Annotated in this window: 11 protein-coding genes; 7 read left to right on the top strand and 4 right to left on the bottom strand. The window is 72.3% G+C overall.

Annotated features, from left to right (window positions below):
- Positions 1 to 63 precede the first annotated feature (63 nt).
- Positions 64 to 897 (bottom strand): phosphatase PAP2 family protein, encoded by an 834-nt coding sequence (locus ACFYE1_RS02565; protein ID WP_387739626.1) that lies wholly within the window; start codon positions 895 to 897, stop codon positions 64 to 66.
- A 425-nt stretch (positions 898 to 1322) separates the two neighbouring features.
- Here ACFYE1_RS02565 and ACFYE1_RS02560 point away from each other — a divergent pair, with 425 nt between their 5' ends.
- The 4 genes from ACFYE1_RS02560 to ACFYE1_RS02545 all read left to right on the top strand — a co-directional run bounded on the left by ACFYE1_RS02560 (position 1323) and on the right by ACFYE1_RS02545 (position 6574).
- Positions 1323 to 1655: a glutaredoxin domain-containing protein gene (locus ACFYE1_RS02560; protein WP_387739623.1), complete on the top strand. Its 333-nt coding sequence runs from the start codon at positions 1323 to 1325 to the stop codon at positions 1653 to 1655.
- A gap of 125 nt (positions 1656 to 1780) precedes the next feature.
- Positions 1781 to 2974: an ROK family transcriptional regulator gene (locus ACFYE1_RS02555; RefSeq protein ID WP_387739621.1), complete on the top strand. Its 1194-nt coding sequence runs from the start codon at positions 1781 to 1783 to the stop codon at positions 2972 to 2974.
- Between the two features lie 222 nt (positions 2975 to 3196).
- Positions 3197 to 4612 (top strand): sugar porter family MFS transporter, encoded by a 1416-nt coding sequence (locus ACFYE1_RS02550; protein ID WP_387739619.1) that lies wholly within the window; start codon positions 3197 to 3199, stop codon positions 4610 to 4612.
- Positions 4613 to 4897: 285 nt separating this feature from the next.
- Positions 4898 to 6574, top strand: a complete 1677-nt coding sequence (locus tag ACFYE1_RS02545; protein WP_387739617.1) for a thiamine pyrophosphate-dependent enzyme — start codon at positions 4898 to 4900, stop codon at positions 6572 to 6574.
- Positions 6575 to 6674: 100 nt separating this feature from the next.
- On the opposite strand, the gene ACFYE1_RS02540 is transcribed toward ACFYE1_RS02545, so the two are convergent.
- Positions 6675 to 8033 carry an MFS transporter gene (locus ACFYE1_RS02540; protein ID WP_387739615.1) on the bottom strand — a complete coding sequence of 453 codons (1359 nt, stop codon included), beginning with the start codon at positions 8031 to 8033 and terminating at the stop codon, positions 6675 to 6677.
- 82 nt (positions 8034 to 8115) lie between these two features.
- On the opposite strand from ACFYE1_RS02540, the gene ACFYE1_RS02535 reads away from it, so the two are divergent.
- The 3 genes from ACFYE1_RS02535 (at position 8116) to ACFYE1_RS02525 (ending at position 10843) form a co-directional block, all read left to right on the top strand.
- The gene (locus tag ACFYE1_RS02535; RefSeq protein WP_387739613.1) at positions 8116 to 8958 is read left to right on the top strand and encodes an MSMEG_6728 family protein; all 843 of its coding nucleotides are present in this window, start codon (positions 8116 to 8118) and stop codon (positions 8956 to 8958) included.
- 86 nt (positions 8959 to 9044) lie between these two features.
- A complete protein-coding gene (locus ACFYE1_RS02530) occupies positions 9045 to 10046 on the top strand; it encodes a zinc-binding dehydrogenase (RefSeq protein ID WP_387739611.1) in 1002 nt (333 codons plus the stop codon).
- Positions 10043 to 10843, top strand: coding sequence for a GntR family transcriptional regulator (locus ACFYE1_RS02525; RefSeq protein ID WP_387739608.1), 801 nt, complete (start codon positions 10043 to 10045; stop codon positions 10841 to 10843). The genes ACFYE1_RS02530 and ACFYE1_RS02525 overlap by 4 nt, the downstream gene beginning before the upstream one ends.
- Before the next feature lie 7 nt (positions 10844 to 10850).
- On the opposite strand, the gene ACFYE1_RS02520 is transcribed toward ACFYE1_RS02525, so the two are convergent.
- Both ACFYE1_RS02520 and ACFYE1_RS02515 read right to left on the bottom strand, forming a co-directional pair.
- Positions 10851 to 12299 (bottom strand): sensor histidine kinase, encoded by a 1449-nt coding sequence (locus tag ACFYE1_RS02520; protein WP_387739606.1) that lies wholly within the window; start codon positions 12297 to 12299, stop codon positions 10851 to 10853.
- Positions 12296 to 12988, bottom strand: a complete 693-nt coding sequence (locus ACFYE1_RS02515) for a response regulator transcription factor (RefSeq protein ID WP_387739604.1) — start codon at positions 12986 to 12988, stop codon at positions 12296 to 12298. Before ACFYE1_RS02515 ends, ACFYE1_RS02520 begins: the two co-directional genes overlap by 4 nt.
- Positions 12989 to 13258 lie beyond the last annotated feature (270 nt).

Raw genomic sequence — 13258 nt, 5'->3', positions numbered from 1 at the left:
CGCAGCCGCTCCGGGCCCGTGACCTCCCGAATCCGTGGCCGTCCGGCCGGTGCGGGCAGTGCGTCAGGCGGCGTGGTGGCCCGTCCGCCGGGCCACGACCGGCATCCGCGCGGTGTCAGGACGAGCGTCCTCGACCGGGTCCTCATCGGTGACGGGACCCTGTTCGGCGTCCTGCCACGCCGTATCCTCCTGCTGCCAGCCGAAACCGTAGGCGAGCGCAGGCACGAGGTGGTTGGCGACACCGCAGCCCACGGCCAGGCCCGCCCACGCGACGGGGAACGAGGCGAGGACGTCGAGGGGGTAGTGCACGCCCAGGTAGAGGCGGGACAGCCCGACGAGCACGGCCGTGCCCAGTCCCGCGACGAGGACGGCGGCGGCGAACCTGGAACGACGCATCGCGAGGCAGAACGCCGCCGCGACGGCCAGGGCGGCTCCCGCGTGCCCGGAGGGGAAGGACGTGAGGCCCTCCACGAGGACGAGGGGTTCCGGGAACGCCGTGCTGTCCGGGCGGGGGCGGCCGACGGCGACCTTCACCATCCCGATGGCGGCCCATCCGGAGAGCGCCGTGACGGCGAAGCCGGCGGCGTCCCACGGGCGCCGGCGCGCGAGCGCGAGCCACGCGGTGAGAGCGGCGATGATCGCCAAGGCACCCGGCGTGGAGAACGCGTGGTGCAGGACGAGTGCCAGCACGTCGAGGACGCCGAGACGTGCCGCGTCGAGCCGCTGCAGGACCTCGATCTCCTGTGCCGCGATCCCGGGGGAGTACACCAGCAGCCGTCCCACGGTCGCCGTGACCAGCACGACGATGAAGGGGACGACCACCCACTGGTGCAGCTGGGGGAGGGACCAGGTGGAGCGGGCCGGCCGGGGGGAAGAATGCTGCGCCGGAATTGCCATGCCCACCACCATGGCACACGCCGCGTTCCTCGGGTGCCCGCATCCCCGTACCGCAAGAGAGTCGGGGAAAAATTCCCCGAAACGGTACAGAAAATGACAAATCATGAAGTTGAGGGGCGAATGGGGTGCTGCGAGCACATCTGTGTGACGTTCCGCGTCCCTCTCCGGGTCAGCTCATGTTCCTCACCCGTAAGAAGCTGATGTACGGCCACCAATCGGGAGTTTCACGTGGAACGTCACGACAGAAAACAAAAATCAACCTTCAGAGGCTGTCTCAGTCGAGGTTCAACCCCGCTGTGGGACACCGGCCTGCTCATGCCGTCCCCACGTCCGTCCCCTGATCAGGGGACAGGTCTTGACGGAGGGTGGCCCGGCTAGACTGGGCCGTCATCCCCACCCCACCGACCGACCCGCGAGGAGCATCCGTGTTCACGAAGCACCCGTCCCGCAACCGACGCCCGGCCGCCTCCCACGCCGAGGCCGTGCAGCACGTGGAGGAGGGCGGGGTGGCCATCTACTGGCGCCCCGGGTGCCCGTTCTGCGGCATGCTCGAGCGCGGGCTGGGTCCGGAGGCCGAGCGTGCCGCGTGGACCAACATCTGGGAGGACCAGGAGGCCCTGGCGTTCGTCGAGTCCCTCAACGACGGCAACGCCACGGTACCCACGGTGGTGACCCTAACGGAGCACTTCGTCGCGGCCTCCCCCGCGAAGGTCGCTGCCGCCAAGGGGCTGATCGCCGAGGCCGGCAAGGTCCTCTGAAGAATTCCGGGCGGCGTGCCGGAACGGTCCGGACGTCGGCGTCAATCCTTCCCACCTGTCTTCGACCTGTGAACGCTGCTTAGGATGACATTCCTGCTCACGTTCACCGGTGAAAGATGACGACGATGGCCGAGTCCGTGGAGTCCCCCGTTCCGCCCGGTTCGCAGACGTCCCTGCGCAACGCCAACCAGCGCCGGGTGCTCGACACGGTGCGCCGGGACGGCCACCTCACCCAGGCCCAGATCTCCAGGCGCACCGCGCTGGCGCCGTCGACGGTGTCGAGCATCGTGCACCAGCTGATCGACGCCGGACTGCTCGTGATGGAGGTGGACGGCGCCGGCCGCCGGGGTCAGCTCATCGGCTTCCGGGGCTCCGCCGGTCATGTGGTCGGCATCGACGTGGGACACCGCCACGTCACGGTGGCCGTCGCGGACCTGAATCAGAGGATCCTGGCCCAGCGGCGACACGAGCTGCCCGACGAGCACCGCTTCGCCGAGGACCTCGAGCTGGTCGGCCGGACCCTCGACGCCCTGCTCCGGGACCACGGCATCCCACGGTCCGGCCTGCTCGCCGCAGGTCTCACCCTCCCGGCTCCCGTGGACCTCGAGGGCCGGCTGATCAGTGCGAGCGCCATCCTGCCGGCGTGGAGCGGGATCGACGTGCGCGAGGAGGCCGGACGCCGGCTCGGGCTGCCCGTCGTCGTCGAGAACGACGCCAACGCGGGCGCCCTCGGGGAGCACGCCTGGGGCGCCGGACGCGGGGCCCAGCACATGGCCTACCTCAAGATCGGCCACGGCGTGGGCGCGGGGCTGATCCTCAACGGGTCCCTGTTCCGCGGCGCCACCGGGTCCGCCGGGGAGCTCGGCCACACGACGGTCGACGAGCACGGTCGGGTGTGCCGGTGCGGCAACCGAGGATGCCTCGAGACCTATGTCTCGTCCAGGGACACCACGGGCCTGCTGGCCACCACCCACGGTGCCGACCTGACCGTGCCCGACCTCGTGGCCGCGGCCCTCGCCGGTGACGTCGGCTGCGCGCGGGTCATCGGCGACACCGGTCGTCTGCTCGGCACGGCGGTGGCCGGCCTGTGCAACACCATCAACCCGGAGCTCGTGGTCGTGGGCGGCGAGATCGCCCGCGCCGGTGAGCTGCTGCTCGGCCCGCTGCGCGAGGTCGTCTCCCGCCACGGGATCCGCGGCAGCGTCCGGGGGCTGCGGATCGAGACCGCCCTGCTGGGGATCGAGGCCCACGTGGTGGGCACCGTGATCCTCGCGCTGCAGCACGCGGAGCTGCCTGCCGGGGCCGTTCCGGAAGGATGAGGCGCCGGACAACTCCTGTCTTCGACTAATGGACATCCAACCCACCGAGTTTTAGTGTGGACCGCGTCACACGAAGCCCTCGGCGTCGGCAGGTGCGGACGCCCCGGGGTGCGGCGGCCCATCCCGGCCCCACGCCGCTTCCTCCACCAGCAGCCGTTTCCTCCACCAGCAGCCGATCTCTCCACCAGCAGCCAATCTCTCCACCAGCAAGGGAGCTGTCCGATGAGCCAAGACGCCACGACCCCGAGGGTCGCGGAGCACCCGAACACCTCGGCGGTCCTCCGGATCAGCATCGTCGCCGCCTTCGGCGGCTTCCTCTTCGGCTACGACTCCGCCGTCATCAACGGCGCGGTCGCCGCCATCCGAGAGGATTTCGGTGTCGGCTCCGCTGCCATCGGCCTGGCCGTGGGCTCGGCCCTGCTCGGCGCGGCGGCGGGCGCGTTCTTCGGCGGACGGTTCGCCGACGCCCTGGGCCGGGTCCCGGTCATGAAGATCGCCGCGATCCTCTTCCTGGTCAGCGCGATCGGCTGCGGCGTGGTCGACAGCTTCGAGTGGCTGATCTTCTGGCGCGTCGTCGGCGGCGTGGGCGTGGGTGTCGCCTCCGTCATCGCCCCGGCCTACATCGCCGAGGTGGCCCCCGCATCCATCCGCGGCAGGCTGGGTTCGCTGCAGCAGATGGGCATCGTGCTCGGCATCTTCATCTCCCTGGCCGTGGACGCCTGGCTGGCCGCCATGGCCGGCGGCGCCTCCGAGGAGCTGTGGCTCGGCCTCGACGCCTGGCGGTGGATGTTCATGGCCGAGGTCGTTCCCGCCCTCGCGTACCTGATCGGTGCCTTCACCATCCCGGAGTCCCCTCGCTACCTGGTGGAGGACGGACGCTCCGACGAGGCTGAGGCGGTGCTGGCCAACCTGCAGGGCTCCGCGTCGGCGGCCGAGCGCGTGCGCCTCATCCAGGAGTCGCTCGTGCGGGAGCACAAGCCGCGTCTGAGCGACCTGAGGGGCCGGGCCGCGGGCCTGAAGCCCATCGTGTGGGTGGGCATCGGCCTGGCCGCCCTGCAGCAGTTCGTGGGCATCAACGTGATCTTCTACTACTCCACCGTGCTCTGGCAGGCCGTGGGCTTCACCGAGGCCGATTCGTTCACCATCACCGTGATCACGTCCATCGTCAACGTCGCCGTGACCATCGTGGCCATCGCCCTCGTCGAGAAGGTGGGCCGCCGCCGGCTGCTGCTCATCGGCTCGGCGGGCATGACCCTGTCCCTGGCCACCCTGGCGGTGCTGTTCGCCACCGCGGACGTCGTGAACGGCCAGCCCGAGCTCGGCCCCACTGCCGGCCCCCTGGCCCTCGTGGCCGCCAACCTGTTCGTGGTCTTCTTCGGCGTCTCGTGGGGTCCCATGATGTGGGTGCTGCTCGGCGAGATGTTCCCGAACCAGATCCGCGGGGCCGCCCTCGCCGTGGCCGGGTTCGTGCAGTGGATCGCCAACTGGGTGGTCACCGTGACCTTCCCGTCCCTGGCCGACTTCTCCCTGGGCTTCGCGTACGGGCTCTACGCGTTCTTCGGGCTGATCTCCCTGATCTTCACGATCAAGATGGTGCGCGAGACCACCGGCATCGAGCTCGAGGACATGCAGGACTGACCAGCGCGCAGGGTCCACGACGGCGGTGGTGGTCCTCCCCTCCCGGGGGACCACCACCGCCGTCGTCGTGCCCGGACGCCGGCGCCCGGGGGGCCGTCCCGGCCCGGGACCGCACAGCGCACCGCGGGTGCTGTGCGTCCTTCTTTACTCCTCCGTGACCGCCAGGACACGGATCGCCGCCGGCATCGGGTATTTTCGGATGAGCTGCGCCAGGCCCGGCCCCCCGAGCCGGTCCCGGCCCGACCACACCCACTGCTCCATTTTCAACGGCGAAAAGGACCCACGTTGACCCAGACCACTGCGGACCCCGCATCCCCCGCACAGACCACTGTCCACAAGTCGGCGGGCCACGTCATCGTGGACACCCTCGTGGCGCACGGCGTCGAGCGCACCTACGTGGTGCCCGGTGAGTCCTACCTGGACGTTCTCGACGGGCTGCACTCCTCCCCGATCGAGACCGTCGTGTGCCGGCACGAGGGCGGGGCGGCCTACATGGCCGAGGCCGACGGCAAGATGAACCCGGTGCCCGGGGTGGCCATGGTGACCCGCGGACCCGGCGCGGCCAACGCCCACGTGGGGCTGCACACCTCGTGGCAGGACTCCACCCCGATGGTGCTGTTCGTGGGCCTGATCCCGTTCGAGCACCGAGACCGGGAGGCGTTCCAGGAGTTCGACCCGCACGCGTGGTTCGACTCCGGGGCCAAGCGCGTGATGGTCCTCGACCACGCCGAGCGGGCCTCCGAGATCGTGGCCGAGGCGATGTTCGCCGCCAACTCCGGGCGCCCCGGCCCCGTGGTGGTGGGTCTGCCCGAGGACATCATCCGGGCCGAGATCGACGCGACCCTGCACCCGCCGATCCCCGTGGCCCACGGCGGGATGACGGTCAAGGACTGGAAGGCCCTGCGCGATGCGCTCTCGGGGGCGGAGAAGCCCCTGTTCGTGACCGGCGGCAACGACTGGACCCACGCCGGCGCCCAGGGCCTCACCGACTGGCTCGAGGAGCACCACCTGCCGGCCGCGGCGGAGTGGCGCACCGAGGGCACCGTCCCGTTCGACTCGGACTCCTACGTGGGCCCGATCGGCTACGGCCGCCCGAAGGCGACCTTCGAGATGCTCGAGGAGACCGACCTGCTGGTCTTCGTGGGCACCGTCCCCGGGGACGTGATCACCAACGGGTTCCTGGTCCGCCAGGACTGGGAGAAGAAGAACTTCCTGGTCACCATCGACCCGTCCCTGCGCGGGCGCTCCGGGCCGGTGTCCTACCAGATCGTGGCCAAGCCCGACGTGTTCGTGCGCGACCTGGTGCGCATCGATCTGCCGGCCAAGCCGGCGTGGAAGGAGTGGACCGCCCGGCTGCGGGCCAAGCAGGTCGAGTTCTCCACCCCCGCCTCCACCGCCCCGACCGAGGGACGGGCCCGGATGGACACCCTGATGGCCCACCTCGTGGCGGATCTGCCCGACGACGCCATGTGCACCTTCGGCGCCGGCGAGCACACCAACTGGGCCCACCGCTACTTCCCCGCCAAGGGGTACGCGGCGATGATCTCGGCCCGCAACGGCTCCATGGGCTACTCGGTGCCCTCCGCGGTGGCCGCCTCGCTGCGCTACCCGGGACGGCGGGTGGTGACGGTCGCCGGGGACGGGGAGTTCCTGATGAACGGCCAGGAGCTGGCCACCGCGGCCCAGTACGGGGCCACGCCGCTGGTGATCGTGATGGACAACCAGGAGTACGGCACGATCCGCACCCACCAGGAGCGCGACTACCCGGACCGGGTCTCGGGCACCCAGCTCAAGAACCCGGACTTCGCCCTCATGGCCCAGTCCTTCGGCGGATTCGGGGTGCGCGTGGAGCACGATGCCGAGATCCCCGGCGCGCTCGAGGCCGCCCTGAAGGCGATCGACGAGGAGGGCCGCTTCGCCCTGATCCACCTGATCGTCGAGCAGCGCGTCAAGGCCTACTGACGCGCAGCCCGTCCACCGCTCGGGCGGTGACCGGGGCAGGGCCGCGCCCACGCGGGACGCGGCCCTGCCCCGGTCCTTCCCCGAGGCGCCGTGGCGGTGCTCAGCCGGCCAGCGGGTGCGCCAGCTCGTCCTCGCGCATCCGCCCGGCCCACAGGGCCACCAGCCCCAGCGCCGGGGTCAGCAGGGCCACCGTCCAGAAGATCACCGGCAGCGGCACCACCTGGGCCACGGGTCCGGCGACCGCCATCGACACCGGCATGAGGGCGATCGAGACGAAGAAGTCGAGGCTCGAGACCCGCCCCAGCATGTGGCGCGGGACCCTCCGCTGCAGGAGCGTCCCCCACAGCACCATGCCCGCGCCGTCCCCGGCGCCCACGAACGCCAGGCACAGCGCCATGACCCAGAACGAGTCGGTGGTCGCGACGAGACCGAACGGCAGCGTCCCGAACCCCCACAGCGCGATCATCCAGCTGAGATAGCGCCGCGGCAGGGGCAGCGACGCGACCATCAGGGAGGCTGCCGCGCTGGCACCGCCGTAGCACGCCAGCAGGTAGCCGAACGTGGAGGCGTCCCCGCCCAGCCGGTCCCGGACCAGGAAGGGGACGAGGACCTCCAGGGGCCCCAGCAGCAGGAACACCGCGAGCACCGCCCACAGCAGGGTCCACAGCAGCCACGGCGTCCGCACCGTGTAGCTCACGCCTTCCATGAGGTCCTGCCGCACGGACCGCAGGGCGCCCACGACCTCGGCCGGCCGGGACGGCTCCCCCGGGGCCGTGCCTCTCGCTGCCGTGAGCTGCTCCGGGGCGGAGTTGCCGGTCGACCGCGCGGTCGGTCCCGCGGCCGGCTCCGAGTGCGCGCCGTGGTCGTGGCCGGGCACGTGCAGGCGCAGCAGCAGCGCGAGGGCGGCGGCGTGGCAGAGCGCGATCAGGGCGAGCGCGCCGCCGGGCGCGACGAGCCCGATGAGCAGACCGGCTACGGCCGGGCCCGCCGCCTGCTGCAGCAGCGGGCGCGCCGTGCCCTCCACCCCGTTGGCCGCGAGCAGCTGCCGGGCGGGCAGGATCCTGGGCAGCGAGGCCGAGTAGGCCGGATAGAAGAAGCCGAGGCCTGCGCCGAACACGAACGCCGCGGCGGCGAGGTGCCACAGGCGCAGTCCGCCCGCCAGGACCAGGACGGCGACCGTCCCCGCCGTCAGGAGGTTGGCGGTCTCGATGAGGCGCAGCACCCGGGCCAGGGGAAAGCGGTCGGCCGCGATCCCGCCCACGAGCACGAAGGCGAGCATGCCCAGCGCGCCCACGGCCGCCACGGCCGAGAGGTCGACGGCCGACCCGTCCAGCTGCAGGACCTGGTGCACGAGTGCCACCGCCCACATCCCTGCGCCGAAGACGCTGACGAACATCGCGAAGGCGAGCACACGGTACCGGCCGAGCCGGAACGGCTCCAGCGCGCGGGGCAGGGGCATGCTCCCAGTGTCCCCCCGTGCGGGCGCCCGCGCACGGGCCGGTGCGGTGGTGGAGGCCGCGGATCCGTAGGAGACTGGGGCGGTGCAGACCTTTCTCCCGTACCCGGACTTCGCCCGCTCCGCGCGCGTCCTCGACCGCAGGCGACTCGGCAAGCAGCGGGTGGAGACCCTGCAGGTGCTGCGCGCGGCCACCGTGCCCGGCTACGGGTGGTACCGCCATCCGGCCACGGCGATGTGGTCCGGGCACGTGCCCGCCCTGGTCGCCTACGGCCGCGCGATGGTCGACGAGTGGACCGCCCGCGGCGGGGCCGACAGCACGGGGTGGCAGATCCGCGAGTTCGCCCCCGAGGCCTGGGACCGCTGGCCCGACGACGACGACGCGCCGCCGCCCTGGCTGGGCGACGAGGCGTTGCACCTCTCGCACCGGTCGAACCTGCTGCGCAAGGACGAGGACCTCTACCGCGCCGTCTTCCCCGACGACCCCGCCGGACTGGACTACGTGTGGCCCGTGCCCGCGGAGGGCCGCACGCCTCCCGCCGAGCCGCCGCCCGGCCGGCGGGCGTGGGTCCTGGCGCCGGGCGCCCACGAGGCGGCGGGCGGCGCCGTCGTCGTGCCGTTCCGCGTCCCGGAGGGCGTGCGGGAGAGCCACTGGATGCAGGCAGTGGCCCGCGTCGAGCAGGAGCTGCGCGAGGGCGAGCCCGTGCTGCTGCTGCACGGGGCGCCCGGCCCGGAACAGGTGGTGGAGCGGACGGTGCTGAGCGAGGACGTTCACCACGCCGTCGCGGGATTTTCCCTCAAGCTCGAGCGGGGGGACCGGATCCTGCGCCGCAAGCTGCCGGCGCCAGCCCGGCTGCAGTCTCCCCGCCCCGTCTTCGCGGTCCCCGCCGAGGCCGTGGGCGCGGAGCCCGGGGCCCCACGGGTTTAATCCGGCGTCACGCCCGTGCCGGGGGTCGAACCGTGGGTAGCATGTCACCCACCGGCGCCCGGCGCGCCCGACACCAGGAGGCGCGCATGCGAGGATCCCACGTCCCCACCACGGGCACGGTCACGATCACCGACTGGCCCGATCCGCAGGCCCGGGAGCCCGGTCAGCTGGTGGTGCGCATGCTGCACGCCTCGATCTGCGGATCGGACCTGCACGCGGCCTTCCACGGGCTGCTCCACGCGGAGGGCCCGAGCCGCCCCGGCTACCCCGGTCACGAGGGCGTCGGCGTGGTGGTGGAGTCCCGGTCGGAGCGCGTCCCGGAGGGCGCCCTGGTGCTGACGGTCCCCCAGGGCGAGATGGGCGGGTGCTTCGCGGAGCTCCAGCTGCTGGACGACCTGCACGTCGTCGAGCTGCCCGCCGGCACGGACCCGCGGGACTCCCTGCAGCTGCGGCGGCTCATGATGGCGCAGCAGTACGGCACCTGCCTCTACGCGATGCGCCAGTTCTGGCCCGTGGAGACGCCCGCCCGCCGGGCGCACACCTGCGTGGTGATCGGAGCGGGATCCGCCGGGCTGTTCTTCGTCGAGGAGGCCCGGAGACTGGGTTTCGCGCACGTCGTCGCGTCCGACCTGGACACCGGCAGGCTCGACGTCGCCCGCAGACTGGGCGCCCTCCCCGTGCGGGTGCCGGAGCAGGACCTCGCCGTGGTCGTGGCCGAGGTGACCGGGGGCCACGGTGCCGACCTCGTGATCGAGGCCGTGGGGCACGACGTGCTGCGCGACCAGGCCGTCGAGCTCGCGGCCGACCGGGGCGTCGTCGGTTTCTTCGGCCTGCCGGAGCGGCACGGGCCCACCGAGGTCCCGCTGTGGACGGCGTTCCGCAAGAATCTGCGGCTGCAGTGCTCCGTGGCGGCGCAGTCGGAGCCGGGGCTCACGTCCTTCCGGGAGGCCCTGCGCCGGATCTCCGAGGGCGAGATCGACGTGGAGCACTGTCTCGGGCCCGAGTTCCCCCTCGAGTGGATCGGGGAGGCCATGCAGCGGGCCGAGGAGCACCGGTCCGGGGACATCAAGCTGACGATCACGCCGTGACCACCCCACACCGCCCCGTCGCCGGGTCGCCGGCCGACGGCCGACCCGGAGCGACGGTCCCCGCTCTGCCGTCCGTCACCGCCACGACCGGGAGCTCGCTCGCCGTGCAGGTGATGACCGCGGTGCGCCGGGCGATCACGGCGGGCGAGATGGAGCCCGGGCGGCTGTACTCGGTGCAGCAGCTGGCCTCCGCCATGGACGTCTCCCGCAGCCCGGTGCGGGAGGGCCTGCTGCGGCTGGGCGAGGCCGGGCTGATCCGGTTCCACCGCAACCGCGGCTTCGAGATCGTCGAGGTCAGCCCCGCGGACGTCGCGGAGATCTTCGCGGTGCGCACCGCCCTCGAGGTGCCGGCCGCCCGCCGGGTCGCCCGGCTCGCACAGCCCGAGGAGCTCGACCGCGTCCGGGCCCGGTGGGAGGCACTGCACGGGGCGGCCCGGACAGGGGACCTCGAGGCGACCGCGGAGGCCGACGAGGGGCTGCACCGGTTGCTGCTGCTGCTCGCCGGCAACACCCAGGCCGTCCAGCTCGTGGAGCGGCTGCGCACCACCACGTCCTTCCTGGGCGTCGTGGCCGCCACGTCTCAGCGGCCCGTCGGAGAGCTCGCGGGCGAGCACGACGTGCTGGTCCGGGCCGTGCTCGCCCGGGACGAGGAGGCGGCGGCACGCGCCATGCGAGAGCATCTCGCCTCGACCGCGCAGCGGCTCGTCGCCCAGGCCCTGCGAGCCCAGCGCAGGCCCGTCGAGCGCGTCGACGAGCTCACCGCACAGGTCTGGGGAGCCGCAGCCGCCGGATACTGAGCGGCGCTCAGCCCGCGGGGACCCCGTCCTCCAGCGGGAGACGCACCTCGAACCGGCAGTGGCCCCGCGAATCCTCGCCCGCGCTGATCGTTCCCCCGTGGGCCGCGACGATCTCCCGGCTGATGGCCAGGCCCAGTCCGGATCCGCCCGTGTCCCGGGTCCGGGAGTCGTCGAGCCGCACGAACCGCTCGAAGACCCGGTCCCGGTCCTCCGGCGCGATGGTGTCGCCGTCGTTGACCACGGCCACGACCGCTTCCTCCGCCTCCGCCCGCAGGGAGACGGTGATCCAGGTGGCCGCGTGCCGCTCCGCGTTGGAGAGCAGGTTGCGGACCACCTGCTGCAGCCGGCTGGCGTCCCCCCGGATGCGCACGGGGTCCAGGTGCACGCGCACCTCGTGCCGCGAGGCCGGGCGGATCCGGGCGACCTCCTCCCGGACCACCTCGTCGAGGTCGGTGTCCGCGGTGCGCAGCCGCAGCCCGGCGTCGTCGACCTTGGCGAGGGTCAGGAGGTCCTCCACGAGCCGGCCCATCCGGCGGGACTGGGACCGGAGGACGGGGGAGACCTCGGGCCACGTCGCCCCGGACGGGTCGGAGGCCGCCACCTCGATCGTGGTGGTGAGGGTGGCCAGCGGGCTGCGGAGCTCGTGGGAGGTGTCCGCGACGAACCTCCGCTGCGCGCGGTCGGACGCCTGCAGCCGGTCCAGCATCCCGTTCATGGTGGCGGCGAGCGCCGCGATCTCGTCCCGGGTGGGGGGTACGTCGACACGCTCCCCCAGGCGTGCCGTGCCGATGCGCCGGACCTGTCCGGTGATGCGGCGCACCGGGGCCAGGGAGCGGCCGACGAGGAACCACATGAGCGCCGCCCCGAGCAGGGCTAGCACGGGACCGCCGACCAGCAGGAAGAGCGAGACGGTCTCGAGGGTGCCCTGCTGCAGTGCCATGGGCACGGCCACGGTGAGCGTCAGGGACACGCCGTCAATGTACATGCCATGGGCGACATATACGAAGTCGTCGGTCCCGAGCGCGTCCTCCTTCCTGGTCGCCGAGGAGTCGGAGGACTGTCCCGGCTCCAGGACCGGCACGGACAGGTCCGTGTCCAGCGCGCTGGCGGGGGACGCGGCCACCACCCGACCCTCCGCGTCCTGGATCTGCACGATGACGCCCGGACGGCCGAGCCGCAGCATCAGCTCGCCGAGCCCGGCCTGCGTGAACACCGCCGTCTGCCCCGCGCCCCCCTCGGCGCTGCGCGGCCCCCACGGCAGCCCCAGCTCCTGGAGGATCTCCGTCTGCCGGGTCACGGCCTGGTCGTGGGCCGCCCCCACGGCCGCGCGGCTCAGCACCTCGAGCAGCACGGCCCCGGCCACGGCCATCACCAGGAGGATGAGCAGCGCCGCGGCGGCCGTGCTGCGCTCCCGCACCCCCCAGCGGTCGAGGAGGCCTCCCCCGGAGGAGATCACGACGCCGGGGTCCCGGGCTCGTCCGGGACCAGCCGGTAGCCCATGCCGCGGACCGTCTGCAGGGTGGAGAGGCCGAAGGGGGCGTCGATCTTCTTCCGGAGGTAGCCCACGTAGACCTCCACGATGTTCTCGGACCCCTCGAAGCCGGCGTCCCACGCGTTGTCCATGATCTCGAGCTTCGAGACGACCTTCTCCTCGTTCTGCATCAGGTACTGGAGGATGACGTACTCCTTGGCGGTGAGCTCGAGCACCTGCCCGCGGCGGCTCACGGTCCGGCGGACGGGATCGAGCTGCAGGGACCCGACCGTGAGCACCACGGGCCGCTCGGGCGCCCCTCGGCGGATGAGGGCGCGCAGCCGAGCCACGAGCACGAGGAAGCTGAAGGGCTTGGTCAGGTAGTCGTCGGCGCCGAGGTCGAAGGCGTCGGTCTGGTCGTACTCGCCGTCCTTGGCGGTGAGCATCAGGACGGGGACCCAGTTCTCGGCGGCGCGCAGGTCCTCGAGCACGGCGTATCCGTTCCTGCCCGGAAGCATCAGGTCCAGGACCACGACGTCGTAGGGGTTCTCGTGGGCCAGCCACCCTCCGGTGATGCCGTCGTGGGTGACGTCGACGACGAAGCCCTCGTTCGTGAGACCACGGCGCAGCGACTCCGCCAGGTCCACCTCGTCCTCCACCAGCAGCACGCGCACGCGTCCTCCCGTCCTCGTCCGTGGGCGCGGCGGGATCCGCCCCCGTCCAGTCTTCCGCACGCCGCCTGAGGATCGGTTGAGGACGCCGTCCCGGGTGGCGCAGCCGTTCCCCTTCTCCCCAACCGGTGCACAACGTTGTCCACAGGTGTGGAGAACCGTGTGCACAGTTCCCTCTCCACAGCGTTATTAACAGCTGTGGAAGCCGCCCCCGCCCTGTCCACACCGTTGCTCACAGGTGTGGAATTCCACCGCTGTCACTTGTCGACAGGT

This window comes from Kocuria nitroreducens, assembly GCF_042879195.1.
GTDB classification, from domain to species: domain Bacteria; phylum Actinomycetota; class Actinomycetes; order Actinomycetales; family Micrococcaceae; genus Kocuria; species Kocuria nitroreducens.
The sequence above is the reverse complement of the archived record's forward strand: the minus strand, read 5'-3'. Positions and strand labels throughout refer to the sequence as shown.

Bases quoted from the DNA above. Each gene is read 5' to 3' on its own strand.
- ACFYE1_RS02565 (WP_387739626.1), bottom strand. From the start codon at position 897: ATGGCAATTCCGGCGCAGCATTCTTCCCCCCGGCCGGCCCGCTCCACC.
- ACFYE1_RS02540 (WP_387739615.1), bottom strand. From the start codon at position 8,033: ATGCCCCTGCCCCGCGCGCTGGAGCCGTTCCGGCTCGGCCGGTACCGT.
- ACFYE1_RS02555 (WP_387739621.1), top strand. From the start codon at position 1,781: ATGGCCGAGTCCGTGGAGTCCCCCGTTCCGCCCGGTTCGCAGACGTCC.
- ACFYE1_RS02530 (WP_387739611.1), top strand. From the start codon at position 9,045: ATGCGAGGATCCCACGTCCCCACCACGGGCACGGTCACGATCACCGAC.
- ACFYE1_RS02550 (WP_387739619.1), top strand. From the start codon at position 3,197: ATGAGCCAAGACGCCACGACCCCGAGGGTCGCGGAGCACCCGAACACC.